The organism is Massilia niastensis DSM 21313 (assembly GCF_000382345.1).
GTDB classification, from domain to species: domain Bacteria; phylum Pseudomonadota; class Gammaproteobacteria; order Burkholderiales; family Burkholderiaceae_D; genus Telluria; species Telluria niastensis.
On record NZ_KB908098.1, the window covers coordinates 63,355 to 82,632 of the forward strand.

Annotated in this window: 18 protein-coding genes; 12 read left to right on the forward strand and 6 right to left on the reverse strand. The window is 68.3% G+C overall.

Features of this window, described 5'->3' with window-relative positions; genetic code table 11:
- Positions 1-9: 9 nt before the first annotated feature.
- Positions 10-1,344, reverse strand: coding sequence for a transglycosylase SLT domain-containing protein (locus H162_RS0114920; protein ID WP_026354663.1), 1,335 nt, complete (start codon positions 1,342-1,344; stop codon positions 10-12).
- 368 nt (positions 1,345-1,712) lie between these two features.
- On the opposite strand from H162_RS0114920, the gene H162_RS0114925 reads away from it, so the two are divergent.
- Both H162_RS0114925 and H162_RS0114930 read left to right on the forward strand, forming a co-directional pair.
- Positions 1,713-2,282, forward strand: coding sequence for a DUF1415 domain-containing protein (locus tag H162_RS0114925; RefSeq protein WP_020654282.1), 570 nt, complete (start codon positions 1,713-1,715; stop codon positions 2,280-2,282).
- Entirely contained in the window at positions 2,263-2,475 is a 213-nt protein-coding gene (locus tag H162_RS0114930; RefSeq protein ID WP_020654283.1) for a DUF1289 domain-containing protein, read from the forward strand. Before H162_RS0114925 ends, H162_RS0114930 begins: the two co-directional genes overlap by 20 nt.
- 33 nt (positions 2,476-2,508) lie before the next feature.
- Here H162_RS0114930 and H162_RS0114935 read toward each other — a convergent pair whose 3' ends face one another.
- On the reverse strand, positions 2,509-3,018 hold the full coding sequence (locus H162_RS0114935; protein ID WP_020654284.1) for a DUF1993 domain-containing protein: 510 nt from the start codon (positions 3,016-3,018) through the stop codon (positions 2,509-2,511).
- A 192-nt stretch (positions 3,019-3,210) separates the two neighbouring features.
- On the opposite strand from H162_RS0114935, the gene H162_RS0114940 reads away from it, so the two are divergent.
- Together H162_RS0114940 and H162_RS0114945 are read left to right on the forward strand one after the other, a co-directional pair.
- Positions 3,211-6,390: a bifunctional diguanylate cyclase/phosphodiesterase gene (locus tag H162_RS0114940; RefSeq protein ID WP_020654285.1), complete on the forward strand. Its 3,180-nt coding sequence runs from the start codon at positions 3,211-3,213 to the stop codon at positions 6,388-6,390.
- A complete protein-coding gene (locus H162_RS0114945; protein ID WP_020654286.1) occupies positions 6,347-8,665 on the forward strand; it encodes a xanthine dehydrogenase family protein molybdopterin-binding subunit in 2,319 nt (772 codons plus the stop codon). The genes H162_RS0114940 and H162_RS0114945 overlap by 44 nt, the downstream gene beginning before the upstream one ends.
- 23 nt (positions 8,666-8,688) lie before the next feature.
- Here H162_RS0114945 and H162_RS0114950 read toward each other — a convergent pair whose 3' ends face one another.
- Entirely contained in the window at positions 8,689-9,114 is a 426-nt protein-coding gene (locus H162_RS0114950) for a thioredoxin family protein (protein ID WP_020654287.1), read from the reverse strand.
- Positions 9,115-9,188: 74 nt separating this feature from the next.
- Between H162_RS0114950 and tsaB the strand changes: the two genes are divergently transcribed.
- From tsaB to H162_RS0114990, 8 genes are all read left to right on the forward strand, one after another.
- Positions 9,189-9,896: a tRNA (adenosine(37)-N6)-threonylcarbamoyltransferase complex dimerization subunit type 1 TsaB gene (gene tsaB, locus H162_RS0114955; protein WP_026354665.1), complete on the forward strand. Its 708-nt coding sequence runs from the start codon at positions 9,189-9,191 to the stop codon at positions 9,894-9,896.
- Positions 9,893-10,363, forward strand: coding sequence for a ribosomal protein S18-alanine N-acetyltransferase (rimI, locus tag H162_RS0114960; RefSeq protein WP_020654289.1), 471 nt, complete (start codon positions 9,893-9,895; stop codon positions 10,361-10,363). The genes tsaB and rimI overlap by 4 nt, the downstream gene beginning before the upstream one ends.
- Positions 10,360-11,256, forward strand: coding sequence for a uracil-DNA glycosylase (locus tag H162_RS0114965; protein ID WP_020654290.1), 897 nt, complete (start codon positions 10,360-10,362; stop codon positions 11,254-11,256). Before rimI ends, H162_RS0114965 begins: the two co-directional genes overlap by 4 nt.
- The gene (locus H162_RS0114970; protein ID WP_020654291.1) at positions 11,240-12,193 is read left to right on the forward strand and encodes a DUF1853 family protein; all 954 of its coding nucleotides are present in this window, start codon (positions 11,240-11,242) and stop codon (positions 12,191-12,193) included. The genes H162_RS0114965 and H162_RS0114970 overlap by 17 nt, the downstream gene beginning before the upstream one ends.
- Before the next feature lie 147 nt (positions 12,194-12,340).
- Positions 12,341-12,535: a hypothetical protein gene (locus H162_RS0114975; RefSeq protein ID WP_020654292.1), complete on the forward strand. Its 195-nt coding sequence runs from the start codon at positions 12,341-12,343 to the stop codon at positions 12,533-12,535.
- 35 nt (positions 12,536-12,570) lie between these two features.
- Positions 12,571-15,813, forward strand: a complete 3,243-nt coding sequence (locus H162_RS32700; RefSeq protein WP_051109937.1) for an EAL domain-containing protein — start codon at positions 12,571-12,573, stop codon at positions 15,811-15,813.
- Between the two features lie 62 nt (positions 15,814-15,875).
- Positions 15,876-16,580, forward strand: a complete 705-nt coding sequence (locus H162_RS0114985) for an RNA polymerase sigma factor (protein ID WP_026354666.1) — start codon at positions 15,876-15,878, stop codon at positions 16,578-16,580.
- A 112-nt stretch (positions 16,581-16,692) separates the two neighbouring features.
- Entirely contained in the window at positions 16,693-17,040 is a 348-nt protein-coding gene (locus H162_RS0114990) for a hypothetical protein (RefSeq protein ID WP_020654294.1), read from the forward strand.
- Positions 17,041-17,064: 24 nt separating this feature from the next.
- On the opposite strand, the gene H162_RS0114995 is transcribed toward H162_RS0114990, so the two are convergent.
- Genes H162_RS0114995 through H162_RS0115005 form a run of 3 tightly spaced genes read right to left on the reverse strand, consistent with a single transcriptional unit; the run spans position 17,065 to position 19,168 of the window.
- Complete coding sequence (locus tag H162_RS0114995; RefSeq protein WP_229452087.1) at positions 17,065-17,811, reverse strand: energy-coupling factor ABC transporter ATP-binding protein; 747 nt, start codon at positions 17,809-17,811, stop codon at positions 17,065-17,067.
- Positions 17,808-18,350 carry a molybdopterin-dependent oxidoreductase gene (locus tag H162_RS32705; RefSeq protein WP_020654296.1) on the reverse strand — a complete coding sequence of 181 codons (543 nt, stop codon included), beginning with the start codon at positions 18,348-18,350 and terminating at the stop codon, positions 17,808-17,810. The genes H162_RS0114995 and H162_RS32705 overlap by 4 nt, the downstream gene beginning before the upstream one ends.
- Before the next feature lie 2 nt (positions 18,351-18,352).
- Positions 18,353-19,168 (reverse strand): ABC transporter substrate-binding protein, encoded by an 816-nt coding sequence (locus H162_RS0115005; protein ID WP_020654297.1) that lies wholly within the window; start codon positions 19,166-19,168, stop codon positions 18,353-18,355.
- Positions 19,169-19,278: the final 110 nt, after the last annotated feature.

The following is a 19,278-nucleotide window of genomic DNA, read 5'->3' on the forward strand; positions in this document are numbered from 1 at the left end:
CGGCCCGGATCAGCGCTGCTTGCGCTTCGACGTGGTGTGGCGGGCGACGCGCTTCTTGGCGGTCGATACGCCGGCCTTGGCCTTGAAGCGCTGGCTGCCGGCCAGCTTGCCGCGCTTGGCGCTGCGTTCCGCCTCGAACGCCACCACCGCGTTGTCGATGATGTTCTCGGCGATGTCGGCGTGGGCCATGGTCGAGGTCTTCGGCACCAGGATGGTGGAGCCGGCCTTCAGGCGGGTCTGCGCCGGGATGTTGTTGGCCTGGCGGATCACTTCCGGCGTGGTGCCGAATTTCGACGCCAGCGAACCGATGCTCTCGCGCGCGCCGGTGATCTTGTGGGTGGTCCAGGTCGACAGGGCATGGCCCCAGGAAGCCAGGTTCAGGTGGAACTTCTCCGCGTTCTCCTTCGGCAGCAGGATCTTGGTCTGCTCGCCGCCGGTGATGACCGGCTTCTTGAACTGCGGGTTGAGCGCCTTGAATTCGTCGACCGACATCTCGGCCAGCTGGGCCGCGATGGTGAGGTCGATGTCGGACGTCTTGTCGATCGTGGTGAAGTAGGGCTGGTTGTCGATCGCCGGCAGGGTGACCGCGAACTGGCCCGGGTTGGCGACGATGTTCTTGACCGCCTGCAGCTTCGGCACGTAGTTGCGGGTCTCGGCCGGCATCAGCTCGGCCAGGCTTTCGAAGTCGGTCGGCTTGCCCAGCGCCTGGTTCTTCTTGATCGCGCGCTGGACATTGCCTTCGCCCCAGTTATATGCCGCCAGGGCCAGGTGCCAGTCGCCGAACATGGTGTACAAACGCTGCAGGTAGGTCAGGGCCGCATCGGTCGAGGCCAGCACGCCGCGGCGCTCGTCCTTGAACATGTTCTGCTTCAGGTTGTAGTCCTTGCCGGTGCCCGGCACGAACTGCCAGATGCCGGCCGCGTTCGCGCTCGACAGGGCCTGCGGGTTGAAGGCCGATTCGATCACCGGCAGCAGCGCCAGTTCGGTCGGCATGCCGCGCTTTTCGAGTTCCTGCACCACGTGGTACAGGTAGAGCGAGGCGCGTCCCGAGATGCGTGCCAGGTAGTCCGGGCGGCTGCTGTACCACTGGGCGTGGCGGCTGACCAGGTTGTTGTTCACGTCGGGCACCGCGTAGCCGCTGCGGATGCGCGCCCACAGGTCGGTTTCGCGGTAGTCGTCCACCTTCATCGGTGTCAGGGCCTGGGGCAGGGCAGGGCGTGCACCCGCGCCGGTCGCCGCCTGGACGGCGGTGGCGGACGCGGTATCCATCGCGTGGCTGAGAGGAGCGGCGGCCAACAGGGCCAGCGCGGCCAGCGCTACGGTGTGTCGAGTCGTTTCTTGCATGGCTTTCCAGGTTGCATTCAGGAATGAATGGACGGAACAAGAGGGCAGTGTACGAATCAATTGTCGAGTCAGTCAAGAAGTATGTCACCTTCGTTACAAAAAACCTGTGGCCCTTTACTCAAGTAAATTGGCATCATGAAAACAGAAGATGCCGGAAGTACTCATCATGTTGCGCGCATTGCCGGGTTGACGCGACCGTGCCGGCCGGGCCCGGGCCGGCGCTCCCGGGGGCGGAAGCTTGTTCTGCGCGCCATGCCGGGCCAGGCTTGCGCTTGCCCGGTTGTCAATCTATGAGACGAGGCAAAGAGTGCGTACAATCCGGTTCCTGCCGTTTTCCGGCAACCGTTTATCCATTTGAAAGAACCACCATGAGCACTGCCAACCTGAACGCCGACGATGACGCGATCATCGCCGCGACCCGCCGCTGGCTGGAGCGGGCCGTCATCGGCCTGAACCTGTGCCCGTTCGCCAAATCGGTCTATGTCAAGGAGCAGGTGCGCTATGTCGTCTCGAATGCGACCACCCCCGAAGCGCTGCTCGAGACCCTGATGGACGAGCTGCAGCGCCTGTCGGATACCGATGCCGAACAGGTCGACACGACCTTGCTGATCCATCCCTTCGTGCTGAACGACTTCGAGGACTACAACGAATTCCTGGCCGTGGCCGACGCCGCCGTCGAGGACATGCAGCTCGAGGGCGAGCTGCAGGTGGCCAGCTTCCATCCGCAGTACCAGTTCGCGGACACCGACGCGAACGACATCACGAACTACACCAACCGGGCCCCGTATCCGATCCTGCACCTGCTGCGCGAGGACAGCATCGCGCGCGCGGTCGAGGCCTTCCCGGACGCCGCCGAGATCTTCGAGAAGAATATCGATACCATGGAACAGCTCGGCCACGAAGGCTGGGACAAGCTCGATGTCGGCCCCGCCCGCTAAGCCGTCCGGCGCGCCGCCGGAACGTCCCGACACGCCCTGCGTGGCGGTATGCTCGACCACCTTCGACGACGTGTGCCGCGGATGCGGGCGCACGGTCGCCGAGGTGGCCCACTGGGTCTCGATGAGCGCCGACCAGAAGGAAGCGGTGTGGCAGCGGATCCTGGCCCAGGGATATCCGCGCCGTAATACCTGAGACGCCTGAGCCGGCGCCGGCCGGCGCCGGCCTTTAGAAACTGCCGATGTAGTCCTTCTTGCCGATCGGTACGCCGTTGTGGCGCAGGATCGCGTACGCGGTCGTCAGGTGGAAATAAAAATTCGGCAGCGCGAAGCGGGTCAGGTAGCGCTCGCCATTCTCGAAGTGGCGCGCGCGTTCGCCCGCGCCATGGGTGATCGGGCGCTGCTGTCCGGCGTCGATGTCGGCCGGCGCCACGCTGTCGATGAAGCCCAGGGTCTTGGTGATGCGCTGCTGCAACTGCGAGAAGCTGGTCTCGTTGTCGTCGTAGCTCGGCACCTCGACGCCAGCCAGGCGCGCGGTCGCACCCTTGGCGAAGTCGGTCGCGATCTGGACCTGGCGCACCAGCGGGAACATGTCGGGGTACAGGCGCGCCTGCAGCAGGGCGTCGGGCTCGATGCGGTGCTCCTGGGCATGCGCCTCGGCCTTTTCGAGAACGGCCGCCAGGCTGCCGAGCATCTGGCGGAAGACCGGAACGGTCGCCGTGGTCATGGAAATGCTCATGTATTTCTCCTTTGAAAGAAATTCAATCATAGCAAGTCTTGTCGCGCGTTGCAGACATCCTGACTTGCAGCCTGCATGAGTTGCCGGTTGTTAGTGACGCACGGCAATCTTGTGTGCATAATCTGGCAATTCTTTGTTTCAGATATCCGGTCTTGCTCACGAGGCGTTGCCGGATGAGCGCCTGCCAGTCTCATGTCCAAGCCCAGCATCGAGTTCCGCGCCTTGCCCTCCCGCCTGAAGAAACTCTACGGGCGCTCGATCTATGCCGTCCTGCTGCTGGTGGTGTTCGGCGCCCTGGCGCTGCCGGCCATCGTCGGCAGCTACCTGCTGGCCGGGGTGCAGGAGCGCGACGCGGCCGCGCAGGCGCTCGACGAGTCGCTCCAGCGCAAGGCCGACATCCTGGCGCTCGGCATGCAGGACTCGCTGTGGGACATGAACCAGGAGGCGGCGCGCTCGCTGGTCGACTCCTTCATGCGCGATCCGGCCGTGGTCCACATCGAGGTGCGCGGGCTGTCCGACGCCGACTTCATGGACGTGCGCGCGCCCACCCGTCCGCTCGGGCGCCTGTACCGCGCCGAGCGCGATATCGTGGCGCGCGGCCAGCACATCGGCCGCGTGACGCTCGAGATGGACGACTACCGCAGCGAGCAGGAACTGCGCGCCAAGCAGCGCAATTATGCGCTCGTGCTGGCGCTGCAGGTCGGCATGTCGCTGCTGCTGATCGCGCTGCTGCTCAGGAGCCGCCTGCTCTCGCCCCTGCGCACCCTGACCGGCTTTTCCGACCGCCTGGCGCAGGGCGATTTCGATACCCCGCTGGCGCTGGGGGCGGACGACGAACTGGGACGCCTGGGCCGCCAGATGGAGCGCATGCGGATCGCGATCCGCGACCTGTTCGCCGACATCGGCCGGCGCGAGGAGCAGTTCCGCACCATCGTCACCCAGGTGCCGGGCGCCGTGTTCCGCGCCCGTCCGGGCGGCGCGATCGACTTCGTCAGCGATGCGATCGAAGGGATTTCGGGCTACCCGGCCGCGCGCTTCATGCTCGCCACCACCGACAACTGGTCCGACATCATCCATCCGGAAGACCGCCGCATGCACCGCCACCTGGTCAAGGAAGCGGTGCTGGCGGGGCGCCCGTACCAGATCGAATACCGGATCGTCGACGCCGAGGGCGTCGAGCGCTGGGTGCTGGAGAGCGGCCAGCCGCTCGGGGAGCCGGGCAGCGCCGCGTTCCGGGTCGACGGCATCATCTCCGACATCAGCGAGCGCAAGCACAACGAGATGCGCATCGAAGCCCTGCTGACCGAGCAGGGCGCGATCCTCGACAACGTCATGTTCGGGGTGCTGTTCGTGCGCCAGCGGCGCGTGGTGTCGGCCAACCGCCGCTGCGAGGAACTGTTCGGCTATGGCGAGGGCGAGCTGGTGGGCGGTTCGACCGAAGTCCTGTATCCGAGCCGGCTCGATTACGAACGCGCCTGGACCGAGGGCGCCATGCGCTCCGGGAAGGGCGTCCAGACCGGCGAGGAACGCCAGTTCAGGCGCCGCGACGGCAGCCTGTTCTGGTGCCTGGTGAGCGGCTGCGCGCTCGATCCGGCGCGCCCCAACGACGGCAGCATCTGGGTGTTCGCCGACATCACCGAACGCAAGCGGTCCGAGGAAAAGCTGCGCCTGGCCGCCACCGTGCTGGAACACATCGCCGACGGCGTGATGGTGCTCGACGTGCACGGCAAGATCGTCGCCACCAACCCGGCCTTCACCCAGATCACCGGCTATACCGAGGCCGAGGCCCTGGGCCGGCACTCGAGCCTGACCAGCAGCACGCGCCACGACGAGCAGTTCTACCAGGCGCTGTGGCGCGACCTGGCCGAGACCGGATTCTGGCGCGGCGAGATCTGGGACACGCGCCGGAACGGCGAGGTCTACCTCGAATGGCTTACCGTGTCCGCGGTGCGCGACGACGCCGACGTGATCACGCACTACGTGTGCGTGTTCAGCGACATCACCAAGGTCAAGGAATCGCAGGAGAAGCTCGACCACCTGGCCCACCACGACCCGCTGACCGCGCTGCCCAACCGGCTGCTGTACCACGACCGCCTGCAGCACGCGATGGCGCGCGCCGACCGCGACGGCGAACAGCTGGCGGTGCTGTTCATCGACCTCGACCGCTTCAAGAACGTCAACGACACCCTCGGCCACCACGTCGGCGACGAGCTGCTCAAGCAGGTCGCGGCGGCGCTCTCGGGCTGCCTGCGCGAGGGCGACACCCTGGCGCGCCTGGGCGGCGACGAATTCATCGTGCTGCTGGAAGACGTCGACGGCGCGCCGGGCGCGGCCACCGTGGCCGGCAAGCTGATGGCGATGTTCGAGCAGCCCTTCACCGTCTCCGGCTACGAGCTGTTCGTCACCGGCAGCGTGGGCATCAGCCTGTTCCCGCAGGATGCGCGCGACCTGAACATGCTGGTCCGGAATGCCGACGTCGCGATGTACCAGGCCAAGGCGCGCGGGCGCAACGGCTACCAGTTCTACGCGCCGTCGATGAGCGGCGAAGGCGTCGAGCGCCTGCGCCTGGAAACGATGCTGCGCCGCGCGATCGAGAAGAACGAGATCTTCCTGGCCTACCAGCCGCAGGTCGAGATCGACAGCGGGCGCCTGGTCGGGGTCGAGGCCCTGGTGCGCTGGCAGAATCCGGAGCTCGGCCTGGTGATGCCGGGCCGCTTCATCCCGCTGGCCGAGGACACCGGCTTCATCGGCCAGCTGGGGCAGTGGGTGCTGGCCGAGGCCTGCCGCCAGATGGTGCGCTGGGACCGCGCGGGCCTGTATGTGCCGAAAGTGGCGGTCAACCTGTCGGTGCGCCAGTTCGAGCATGGCGGCATCGCCCCGACCGTGGCCGCGGTGCTGCGCGAGGCGGGCCTGGACGCCTCGCGGCTACAGCTGGAAGTGACCGAGTCGGTGATCATGGATACCGGCGAAACCGGGAACGCCCTGCAGTTCGTCAACGACCTGCACGCCATCGGCGTCGGGCTGGCGATCGACGACTTCGGGACCGGCTATTCGTCGCTGGCCTACCTGAAGCAGCTGCCGGTCCAGACCCTGAAGATCGACCGCAGCTTCATCAAGGACATCGCGACCGATGCCGACGACGAGGCGATCGCGATCGCGATCATCCAGCTCGGCAAGAGCATGAACTTGTCCGTGATCGCGGAAGGGGTCGAGCGCGAGGAACAGGCCGCCTTCCTGCAGCGCTACGGCTGCAACCGCGCGCAGGGCTACCTGTACGGCAAGCCGGTATCCGCCGCCGACGTACTGGCGCGGTGGGGGAAAGGGCAGGATGAGCACGCTGAAGCTGGTGCAGCCGCCGACGCGGCGATCTGATCCGCCAGTCGCGCCGAAGGCCGGCCGGCGCCGCTTCCTGCTCGGCGGCCTGATGGCCGGCAGCGCCCTGCTGGTCGGCTGGGGCTGCCAGCCGCCGCGCCAGCGCCTGCATGCATCCAGCCCGCTGCCGGTCGCGGACGGCGCCGTGGCCCTGAACGGCTGGGTCGCGATCGGGCCCGACGGCACGGTCTCGGTGGTGGTGCCGCGCAGCGAGATGGGGCAGGGCGTGCACACCGCGCTGCCGATGCTGGTGGCCGAGGAGCTCGACGTCGACCTGGCGGCGGTGCGCATCGCCGCCGCCCCGATCGACAAGATCTACGCCAACGTCAGCGTCATGCGCGAGAACCACCCCTTCCATCCGGACGATCCGGGCGCCCTGCGCCAGGGCGCGCAATGGATGCTGGCCAAGGTCGGGCGCGAGCTGGGCATCATGTTCACCGGCGGCTCCACCAGTGTCAAGGATGCCTGGCAGCCGATGCGCGAAGCGGGTGCGGTGGCGCGCGCCATGCTGGTCGACGCCGCCGCGCGGCAGTGGCGGGCGGACGCCGCCGGCCTGCGCACGGAAGGCGGCTTCGTGCTCCATCCCGACGGCAGGCGGCTCGGCTATGGCGCGCTGGCGGCGCCGGCCGCGCGCCTCGGCGCCGCGATCGAGGCGGGCACGGTGCGCCTGAAGGAGCCGCGCGAATTCCGCCTGATCGGGCGGCCCTTGGCGCGCCTGGACAGCCGCGCCAAGGTCGATGGCAGCGCGCGCTTCGGCATCGACGCGCGTCCCGCCGGCATGCTGTATGCGGCGCTCAGGATGTCGCCCGTGGTGGGCGGCAAGGTGGCCGGCTTCGACGCGGCGCCGGCCAGGGCCATGCCGGGCGTGCTGGCGGTGGTCGACATCTCGCCCGCGCTGGGCGAGCGCCTGGGGGCCGGCGCCGGCGTGGCGGTGCTGGCCGCGAGCTGGTGGCAGGCGCGCCAGGCCGCAGCAAAGCTGGCGGTCACCTGGGACGAGGGCGAGCATGCGCGCCTGTCGAGCGAGAGCCTGTTCGACGACCTGGCGCTGGCGCTCGAAAGCGAGGACGGCCATGTCTACCACGAGACCGGGAGCCAGGACGTGCCCGGCGCGGCCCTGACGGTGCGCGCCGAATACCGCGCGCCTTTCCTGGCCCATGCGGCCCTGGAGCCGGTCAACTGCACCGCCCAGGTAGCAGGCGGCAAGGTGCGCCTGTGGGCCTCGACCCAGGTTCCCAGCATCGCGGTCGACGTGGCCGCGCGCGTGGCCGGCGTGGCGCGCGAACAGGTGGCGATCGAGGTCATGCTGCTGGGCGGCGGCTTCGGGCGCCGGCTGGAAGCCGACATGGTGGCGCAGGCGGTCGCGGTGGCGGCGGCGGCGCAGGGACGGCCGGTGCAGCTGATCTGGACGCGCGAGGACGACACCACCCACGACATGTACCGCCCGGCCGCGCTGGCGCGCTTCCGCGCCCACCTCGACGCCCAGGGTAATATCCTGGCCTGGGATAACAAATCGGCCAGCGGCGCGATCGGCCACCAGTACTTCCCGCGCAACCTCGGCCTGCCGGGCGTGGGGCCCGACAAGACCACGGCCGAGGGCGAGTACGACCACCAGTATGCGATCGCCAACCAGCGCGTCGCCCACGTGACCGTGGACAGCCCGGTGCCGATCGGCTACTGGCGCTCGGTGGGGCATTCGCACAATGCCTTCTTCAAGGAGAGCTTCATCGAGGAGCTGGCCCATGCGGCGCGCCAGGACAGCGTCGCTTTCCGGCGCGCCTTGCTGGAACAGCATCCGCGCGCGCTGGCGGTGCTGGACGCGGCGGTCGCGCGCGCCGGCCAGCCGGCGCAGGGCCGGGCGCACGGCGTGGCGCTGCACCGCTCGTTCGGCAGCACGGTGGCGCAGGTGGCGGAAGTCTCGGTGGAAGGCAGGGAGATCCGCGTGCACCGCGTGGTGTGCGCGATCGACTGCGGGATCGTTGTCAATCCGAACATCGTGGCTCAGCAGGTGGAGTCGGGGGTGCTGTTCGGCCTGTCGGCGGCGCTGGCCGGCGAGATCACCCTGCGCGACGGACGGGTGCAGCAATCGAACTTCGGCGACTATCCGGTGCTGCGCATGGACCGCGCGCCCGAGGTGGAGACCATCGTGATGCCGAGCGCGGAGCACCCGGAAGGGGTGGGCGAACCGGCCACGCCGCCGATCGCGCCGGCGGTGGCGGCGGCGGTGTTCAAGCTGACCGGGCAGCGGTTGCGCAGCTTGCCGCTGCGGCTGGCATAAGGTGGGCAGCTTTGCTGCCCACCTTACGTATCTGACCCCAGCAGCGTGCGCAGGTTGCAGTCGCGCTGCCATCCGCGCCGCTCGTCGCTCGACTGCGCCAGGCGCGCCAGTTCCTCCGGACTCAGTTCGGCCTGCGCCTGCACCAGCCGGTCGGCCACGCCGCCATCCGGCACCATGGTGCCGAAAAACGCCACCGTGTCGCCGCGCTGCAGCAGCAGGGTAGGGAAGTTGTCGACATCGATGTCGCCGACCAGGTCGGCCTGGTCTTCGATGTCGATCCAGACGAAGTGCTTGTCCGGATGGCGCACGGCCAGCTGTTCGAAGGTGGCGCGGTAGGATGAGCAGGTGCCGCACCAGGCGGCGCACAGGCAGGCGACGGTCCAGGCGTCGCCGTTGACGGCGGCGACGACGGCATCGCGGGTGGTGGAATCGAGAGTCAGGCTACGCATGAGCGGAATTCTACCGCGTGTTGCACAATCGGGCTGGCATGGTTGCCGTCCGGCCGAGCGGGTAAAATATGGACATGCCTAACATCCTTGCTATTGAAACCTCGTCCGAACTGGCGTCGTGCGCGCTGCTGGCCGGCGACGACGTCCTTGTGCGCTCCTCCTCGGGCGTGCGCACCCATTCGCAATCGATCCTGCCGATGGTGCAGGAACTGCTGCGCGAGGCCGGCATCGCGCTGGCGCAATGCGACGCGATCGCCTTCGGCGCCGGTCCCGGCTCCTTCACCGGCGTGCGTACCGCCTGCGGCGTGGCCCAGGGCATGGCCTATGGCGCCAGCCTGCCGGTGCTGCCGCTGGTGACCCTCGAAGCGATGGCCGAGGCCTGCCGCGCCCGCACCAATGCCACCGAGGTCCTGGCCGTGCTCGACGCGCGCATGGGCGAGGTGTATTGGGCCCAGTATCGTTATGACAATGGCTGGTGCGAAGTCGCCCCACCCGCGCTGTGCGCCCCGGGCGACGTGGCGCCGCTCCCCGCCGAGGGGCTGCAGGCCTGCGGCAATGGCTTCTCGGCCTATCCGGAAGCCTTCGCCGCCCAGCCCTTCGCCGCCGCGGCCCTGGCCGACATCGTGCCGCATGCGCGCGAGCTGGCGCTGCTGGGCATCAAAGCGCTGGCGGCCGGGCAGGGCGTGCCGGCCGCGCAGGCCCAGCCGCTCTATTTGCGCAACAAGGTGGCCTATACCAGCGCCGAGCGCCAGGCGATCAACGCCGCCAAGGCCGAGGCATGACGGGCATGCCGCACGACGCACTGCTGCGCTACGCGCCGATGACCGCGGCCGACGTGGACGAGGTGCTGGCGCTCGAGCAGAGCGTCTTTCCCTATCCCTGGAGCCGCGCCAATTTCGTGGAATCGCTGGACAGCGGCTACGACGCCTGGTCGGTGCGCGACCCGGCGGGCAGCCTGGTCGGCTACTACCTGCTGATGTACGCGGTCGACGAAGCCCACCTGCTGGACGTCGCGGTGGCGGGCGGGCGCCAGCGCCAGGGCCTGGGACGCCACCTGCTGGACCGGATCGCGGCGCGCGCCCGGAGCCACGGCATGGCCTCGATCCTGCTCGAGGTGCGGCCGTCGAACGAACGCGCGCTCGAGGTCTACCGCCGTTATGGCTATGCCGAGATCGGCCGGCGCAAGGCTTATTACCCGGCCGGTCCCGGCCGGCGCGAGGATGCCATCGTGATGAGGCTGGACCTATGAAGAAAACGAGCGAACGCGACGCCGTGTTCCTGGCCGAGATGGGCATCGGCCCGCTCTGGCAGCTGCGCGACGTCCCCACGGCGCTGGAAGCGGAAGAAGTGAGCGCCGAGCTGCAGGCGGCCGAGGCGCCGGCGGTGGCCGCACCGGCGCCCGCCGCGCCTGCACCGGCAGCGCCTGCGCCATCCGCCCCGGCCGCGCAGGTTCCGCCCACGCCCGCGCCGCCGGCCGCGGCGCCGCCGCGCGCACCCGCGCCCGCCGCCGCCGGGGACGCGGCCTGGGACGACACCACGCTGCCCGACGAGGCGCAGTCCGACATCGGGCGCCTGGACTGGGCCGGCCTGCGGCTGGCGATCGCCAACTGCCGCGACTGCGGCTGCGGCGAAGGACGCAAGCCGGTCTACGGCGCCGGTCCGCGCCAGGCGCGCTGGCTGGTCGTGGCGGGCACCGCCAGCGCCGCCGACGAAAAGGCCGGGCAGCCGCTGACCGGCGACGCCGGCAAGCTGCTCGACAACATGCTGCACGCGGTCGGCCTGAGCCGCGAGCGCGACGCCTACGTGACGCCGCTGGTAAAGTGCCGTCCGGTCAACGCCAAGGGCGGCGAACGCGCGCCCACCGACGACGAGGTCGCGGCCTGCCGCCCCTTCCTGGAGCGCGAACTGGCCCTGTGCGGCGCATCGGCCGTGCTGACCGTGGGCCAGGTGGCCGCCAACGGCCTGCTGGGCCGTCCGCTGCAGGAACCGCTGGCCGGCAGCCGCGGCGCGGTGCACCAGCTGGGCGAGACGCCGCTGGTGGCGACCCTGCATCCGGGCGAACTGCTGCGGCGCGGCGCCGACAAGGCGCTCGCATGGCAGGACCTGTGCCGGGCGAGGGCGGCCGATGGCCGGTCCCGCTGAGAGCTACCAGGAATCCTTCCACCGCCGCTGGGGCCACCTGCGGCGCGCCCGGGTCCGCGCCCTGGCCTGGCTGCTGGACGCCCCCGACCTGCTCGACATCCACGATCCGCAGTGGGCCGGGCGGGTGGCCGCGCTCGGTCCCGTCACGCCCGAGGTAGCCGACTGGCTGGCGCGCACCGACCACGATCCCGCGGCCCTCGACGCCGCCCTCGGCCCGCGCGTCTACACCCGGCTCGGGCTGTACGCCGAAAAGCTGATGGCCTTCTATTTCGAGCAGCAGGGCCGGCTGGTGGCGCATGGCCTGCAGGTGCGGGCCAGCCGCAACGACACCGTCGGCGAATTCGACTTCCTGCTCGACGCCGGCCCGGATGCGCTCGAGCACATCGAGTTCGCGACCAAGTTCTACCTGCTCGACGGCGAGGGCGGCCAGCGCTTCGACGCCCTGGTCGGTCCCAACCTGGCCGACAGCCTGGGGCTCAAGATGCGCAAGGTGTTCGAGCGCCAGCTCAGCCTGGGCCAGCATCCGGCGGCCCGGGACGTGCTGCCGCGCCCGGTGGTCCGGGCGCGCGCGCTGGTGAAGGGCTGGCTGTTCTATCCGTCCGGCAGCTGGCCGGCGATGCAGGGCATCACGGCCGGCCATTGCCGCGGCTTCTGGTGCGCGCTCGACGAGGTCGACTCCCTGGGGGGCGAGGAATTCCTGATCCTGCCGCGCCTGCAATGGCTGGCGCCGTTCCGCGCCGCCTCGGCCACCTGGATGCTGAGCCGCGCCGAGCTGGCCGCCGAGCTCGGTTTCCACTTCGAGAACTCGGCCACGCCGGTGCTGGTGTCGATGGTGCGCCGGCAGGGCGGCTGGATCGAGGAGGTCGAGCGCGGCTTCATCGTGCCCAACGACTGGCGCGAGCGCGCCGCCGCAGTGCGGATGGTGAAGTCCGTCTGAAGCTACCCGGCTCTCCTGTTTGGGAGAGGCCGGCTGACCCCGGTGTGATATGCCGCCGGCGGGATGATATAAGAGTGGCTACGATCGTCATCCTGCCCTGACAGGAACCGCTACCGCCCGGCCGCGCTTTGGGAATGGAGGAGCAGCATGAACAAGCTCAACGTGAAGGGAGAGCGCCTCATCGCTTTATTCCTTCTTGGTAACGTGCTTTTCAACTATCCGGTGCTCGCACTGTTCAACCGCACCGGCACGGTGTTCGGGATCCCGGTCCTGTACGCCTATGTGTTCGGCGCCTGGGCGCTGTTCATCGTGCTGCTGGCGCGCGTGGTGGACAAGCGCTAGCGCCGGCGCGCGGGAAACGCCGCACTGGGTGACCCATGATCTCCGGCACGCTGCTCTCGCTGGTCGCGTTCGGCTACCTCCTGCTGCTGTTCGGGCTCGCCTACTATGGCGACAAGGCCGGGGCCAGCGGGCGCAGCATCATCGCCAATCCCTATGTCTATTCGCTGTCGCTGACGGTGTACCTGAGCGCCGGCTCCTTCTACGGCAGCGTCGGCCGGGCCGCCGACAGCGGCATCGGCTTCCTGCCGGTCTACCTGGGGCCGAGCATCATGGCGGCGCTGTGGTGGCTGGTGCTGCGCAAGATCATCCGCATCGCCAAGGACAACCACATCACCTCGCTGGCCGACTTCATTTCTTCGCGCTACGGCAAGAGCGGCCTGCTGGCCGGCCTGGTGGCCGCCATCGCGGTGATCGGCATGATGGGCTTCATCTCGCTCCAGCTCAAGGCGATGTCGACCAGCTACAACATCCTGCTCAGCTATCCGGATATCCAGGCGGTCCTGCGGGCGGGGCCGGCGCCGGTCTGGTCCGACAGCGCCTTCTACATGGCGCTGATCCTGGCCGCCTTCACCATCGTGTACGGCACCCGCCAGCTCGACGCCTCGGAGCGCCACGAAGGCATGGTCGCGGCGGTCGCGTTCGAAGCGCTGGTCAAGCTGGCCGCCTTCCTGGCCGTCGGCATGTTCGTCACCTTCGGGATGTACGACGGCTTCGGCGACATCTTCGCCAGGGCCGAGGCCTTGCCGAAGGCCAAGGCGGCATTCACGATCGGCGGCGACGGCACCAGCCTGGTCCGGGCCTGGTCCGGGCTGTTTTCCCTGGCCTTCATCGTGGCGGTGGGCAGTTTCTTTCTGCCGAGGCTGTTCCAGGTGGCGGTGGTGGAAAACGTCGACGAGTCCCACCTGAACAAGGCGGTCTGGCTGTTTCCGCTCTACCTGCTGCTGTTCACGATCTTCATGCTGCCGATCGCGCTCGGCGGCCTGCTGCACTTCGCCGGGCAGCCGGTCAATCCGGACACCTTCGTGCTCACCCTGCCGCTGGCGCAGGGACAGACGGCGCTGGCGCTGCTGGTCTTCCTCGGCGGGGTCTCGGCCGGGACCGGCATGGTGGTGGTCGAGAGCATCGCGCTCTCGACCATGGTGTGCAACGACATCGTGATGCCGGTCCTGCTGCGCATCCAGCGCCTGAAGCTGGCCGAGCGCGCCGACCTGTCGCGGCTGCTGCTGGGGATCCGGCGCGTGCTCATCGTGGCCGGCCTCCTGATGGCCTACGCATTCTTCCGGCTGGCCTGGTCGTCCTATGCGCTGCTGTCGATCGGACTGATTTCGCTGGTGGCCGTGAGCCAGTTCGCGCCGGCCGTGCTGGGCGGCATCTACTGGAAGGGCGCGACCCGCACCGGCGCCCTGGCCGGGATCAGCGCCGGTTTCCTGGTCTGGGTCTACACCCAGATGCTGCCGGCCTTCGCGCGCTCGGGCTGGCTGCCCATGGGCCTGCTGGAACAGGGACCGTTCGGCATCGAACTGTTGCGGCCCCTGCAACTGTTCGGCCTGAGCGGGCTGGACGAGCTCTCGCACGGCATGCTGTGGAGCATGCTGGTGAATGCCGGCGCCTTCATCGGGGTCTCGGTGCTGACTGGCCAGACCGCGATCGAGAAAGTCCAGGCTGCGCTGTTCGTCGACGTCTTCAGGCAGCACAACCTCGATGCGCCGGAACAGGGTTGGCGCGCCAAGGGCTCGCTGTCCGACCTGGAGGCCATGCTGTCGCGTTTCCTCGGCCAGCACCGCGCGGCGGCGATGCTCACCGACTACGCCCGGCAGCGCGGAGGGGAGTGGCCGGAGAAGGTCGATGCCGGGCTGGTCACCGTTGCCGAGTCGCAGCTGGCCGGCGTCCTCGGGGCCGCCTCGGCGCGCGCGATGATCGCCTCCGTGATCGAGAAGGAACCCCTGCGCGACAGCCTGACCGGCATGCCGAACCGGGCCTGGATGTGCGATTACCTGGACGAAGTGCTGCAGGAGATGGAAGTGAAGGATGGCTGTGGCGGCTTTGCGCTGCTGTTGCTGTCGCTGGACCGGTTCCGCGTCATCACCGACAGCCTGGGCGGCGCGGTGGGCGACCGCCTGCTCGTGAACGTGGCGAAGCGCCTCAACGACAGCCTGCGGCCGGGGGATGCGGCGGCGCGGATAGGCGGCGAGGAATTCGCGATCCTGCTCAAGGGGCCGGGCGATGCGGGCGAGGCGCAGCGCTTTGCCGAGCGCCTGCAGGCCGACATGGACAGCGGCTTCAGGCTCGAGGACCACGAGGTGTACACCACGGCCAGCATCGGGATCGTGCCGTGCACCGCGCCCTACGGGGACGCGCAGGACATGCTGCGCGACGCGGAAACGGCCAACCACCGCGCGGTCGCACGCGGCGGGGCCTCGATCGAGGTCTTCGATCCGCGCCTGCGCGACCGCGCGCTCGCCCTGTTCGACATGGAAACCATGCTGCGCCAGGCCGTGATCAAGGGCGACAGCTTCGAAGTGTTCTACCAGCCGATCGTGACCCTGGCGACCGGCCAGCTGGCCGGCTTCGAGGCGCTGGTACGCCTGCGGCGCACCGACGGTACCCTGGTGCCGCCGGCCGAATTCATTCCCTTGACCGAGGAGACCGGGTTGATCGTGCCCATCGGCCACCTGGTGCTGGCCGAAGCCTGCCGCCAGATGCACGTCTGGAAATGCATGTTCCCGCAACATCCGTTCCTGCAGGTCAGCGTCAACCTGGCGGGCCGCCAGTTCATGCAACCCCGGCTGGTGCAGGAAATCGAGCAGGTGCTGTCGGAGACCGGCCTGGACGCCGCAAGCCTGAAGCTCGAAGTCACGGAAACCTTGATCATGGAACACGCCGAGGAAGCCGCCGCGGCGCTGTTCAAGCTGCGCGACAAGGGCATCAAGATCCTGATCGACGATTTCGGCACCGGCTATTCCTCGCTGGCCTACCTGCGCCGCTTCCCGCTCGACACCCTCAAGATCGATGCCTCCTTCGTCAGGAAGATGGACACTAGCCGCGAAGACATGGGCATCGTCCAGACCATCGTGACCCTGGCCCACACGCTCGCCCTGGACACCATCGCGGAAGGCGTCGAGACCGAGCGCCAGATGGCGCAGCTGCGCGAGCTGAAGGTCGCGTACGGGCAGGGGTATTATTTCGCCAGGCCGCTCGACAGCAGGGCGGCGGAGGCCTTGATTGCCGAGTGGCCGCAATGGCCGCGCGCAATGGCCCCGGCCGATGAAACAAGTTGAGACCGGCCTGGAACAGCGCCGGGTTCCGCCGCATCCAATGGGTACGACCAACAGGGAACGACATGCCGACTCCAGCTTCCGACCAGACCCTTCCCCTGTCCGGCGACATGCAGCTGGTCGCCCGCATCCTGCGCGCCGAACCCGGCGCCTTCGAAGCGCTGATGCGGCGCTTCAACCGCGTGCTGTTCCGCACCGCGCGCAGCGTGCTCAAGGATGACGCCGAAGCCGAGGATGCCGTACAGGATGCCTACCTGCTCGCCTATCGGGCCTTGCCCGCATTCCGGGCCGACGCCAGCCTGTCGACCTGGCTGACGCGCATCGTGCTGAATGTCTGTTTCGGGCGGCGGCGCAAGAGCGCGCGCAGGGCCGAGATCGTGGAGCTCCAGTTCGACTGGGAGTCCGGACGGCCGGACGATCGCGCCCTGGCCGGCCCGCCCGAGGAGGAACCCGACGTGGCAGCGATACGCAGCGAAACCAGGCGTCTCCTGGAAAGGAAGATCGACGAGCTTCCCGAAGCCTTCCGCACGGTCTTCGTCCTCCGCGAGCTCGAGGAAATGGGCATCGAGGAGGTCGCCGGCGTGCTCGGCATCCCGGAGGCCACGGTCCGCACCCGCCATTTCCGCGGCCGCGCCATGTTGCGCGAAGCCCTGTCGCGGGAAATCGATGTGGCGATGGCGGATGCGTTTTCCTTCGACGGCGAACGTTGCGACCGCATCGTTGCCAGCGTCCTCGGGGCCCTGTCCGGCGACGGCGCGGCGGGGTCCTAGTCCTGCGCATCGCCCCGGCTCCCGGCCTGGCCTTGCCGGGACCAGCTCGTCAACAATTCGTCATGAATTCATGGTTGAATAGCGCTTCGTGATCCGTGACGAGGCTGGTCGAATGAAAAAAGTCCTGCTGGCCGTGACCGCCGCACTTTCGCTGGGGGTTGGCGCCATGTACGTCGCCGAAGACGGCGTGACCTTCGTCGCCCGCAATGTCGGCACCGAACCGATGCGCTCGGTGGTCGTCCATGTGACGGGACGATCGTATCCGATCGGGGACCTCGCTCCCGGCGCCAGCAAGTCGGTCCGGGTCAGTCCGACCTCGGAATCGAATATCGAACTGAGCCAGTCGGGCCACGCCCGGCTCACGGTCGGCGGCTATTTCGAGAAAGGCTACCGGGGCACCATTAGCGCCGATGTCACGACCGAAAGCGTCGTCATGGTCAGGGATGAAGTGATGCTCTGAAGCCCGCGCCGGGACGATGGCCTTTCAGGTCCGGCGGTCTCCGCCCAGGAGCAGGCTCGCCGTGGGAGGCGCTCGCCTGCCTGCCCGCAGGTGCAGCTGGCCGTCCTGCAGTTTCAGGCGCAGCGTGCCGGGAAGCGCGATCAGGTCGCGGTCGTGGCAGGCCATGATCACGCTGGTCCCGGCCTCGACCAGTTCCGGGATCAGGGCGATGACCTGCTCCCGCGACGCGCCATCCAGGTTGGCCGTCGGCTCGTCGAGCAGCAGCAGTGTCGGTTCGAGCACCTTGGCGCGCGCCAGGGCGACCCGCTGCTTTTCGCCGCCGGACAGGTTCTGGGGCCTGGCGTCCGTCAGGTGGGTGACGCCGGCCCATTCCAGCGCCGCGCCGACCCGCCCGGCGATCTCCTGCTTCGGGAGCCCGCGCGCCTCCAGGCCGTATGCAATGTTCTTCTCGACGGAGGTGGAGAACATGACCGGATGCTGGTGCACGTAGACGACGGCCTGGCGCAGCTCGGGCGGGTAGGGATGCAGCCGGGCAGGGCGTCCGAGGAACGTGATGTCGCTGACGTCGGCGGACTCGAGCCCGGCCAGGATCCGCAGCAGCGTGGTCTTGCCGACGCCGTTGGCGCCGGTCAGCACATAGGCGCGGCCGGCCTCGATGCACCAGTCCTCGATATCGAACATGAGCCGCTGGCCGAAGGCTTTCCGCAGCCGGTTCACGACGAGCAATGCCTCTTCTTGCGCCATGGGGTCCTTGAAGGCAGGCTGACTCATTGGGGAATCGTGAGGACTTCGAGATGCTGGAGCCACTTCACGTGCCGGGGGCCCGACTTCGTATCCGATAGCGAGCGCAGCGCGTACGGTCCTTCGGAGGCGGGGAGGAGCTTGCCGTTCACCGAGGTCACGACCAGGACATTCTCGCCCAGCCGCGCATTGAACAGTTCGCCCCAGGAGAATAGCACCATATAGCCATCCTTCGCCCTTGCCACGACCGCGGAACGCCGCAGCGCGCGGCGGTCCAGTTCCTGCATCCCGGCGGCGCCCAGGATGTCGCGCAGCAGGACGCCGCGCCAGCGGACCTCGGCGGTCTCGGCCGCACCCGCGGCGCCGACCGTGCGCGCCTCGACGATCTCGGTCTGCGGGAGTGCGGCGAGCTCGGCCGCCCCAAACCGTTTGGCGGCGGCCGCACCCAGCTTGACGTCCAGGGTCGCGGTTTCCTGGGCGGCGACGCCGGCCGCCAGGGGCAGCGGCAGCCAGGCCGGATGCCGCCAGATGCGCCGAACGCGCCAGGAACCGGTGGTTGGGGCCGGCATGACTACTTGCCTGCCTTCGCCGACGGGAAGAAGACCTGCTGGCCCTCGACCTTGAACGCGGCGATCAGCTTCTGGCCTTCATCCGAGGTCATCCATTCGGTCAGCTGCATCGCGCCCTTGTAGTTGGCCTCCTTGTGCTTCTGCGGGTTGACCGCGATGATGCCGTACGGGTTGAACATCTTCGGGTCGCCCTCGACCGCGACCTGCAGGCCGGTCCTGGCCTTGTAGGCGATGTAGGTGGCGCGGTCGGTCAGGGTATAGGCCTTCATTTCGGCCGCCATGTTCAGCACTTCGCCCATGCCCAGGCCCGCCGACACATAGGCGGTCCCCTGCGGCTGGGTGCCGGCCTGCTTCCAGTAGGCTTTCTCCATCTGGTCGGTCCCGGAGTTGTCGCCGCGCGAAATGAAACGCGCCTTGCTGTCGGCGATTTTCTTCATCGCGGCGAGCACATCCTTGCTGCCCTTGATGCCGGCCGGATCGCTGTCGGGGCCGACGATGATGAAGTCGTTGTACATGACATCGCGGCGGTTGACGCCATGGCCCTCGGCGACGAACTTGTCTTCCGACGGGCGCGCATGGACCAGGGTGACATCGACGTCGCCATTCCTGGCCAGTTCCAGCGCCTTGCCGGTGCCGACCGAAATCACGTTGACTTTGGAATTGGTTTTGGCTTCGAACTTCGGCAGCAGGTATTGCAGCAGGCCCGAGTTTTCGGTGCTCGTGGTGGTCGAGAGCTTGATGACTTGCTGGGCGAGCGCGGGAGCGGTGGCGGCCAGGAGGAAGCCCAGCAGGGCGAGGTTCTTCTTCAGGTTCAGCATGTGAGGTATTCCTTTCGATGACATCCGGACTTCTGCAATATTTCCTGGACCGATGAGCTCTTGTCGATGTGTTATGGTAGGCCGTTCCGAAAAACTTTCAATATGAACAC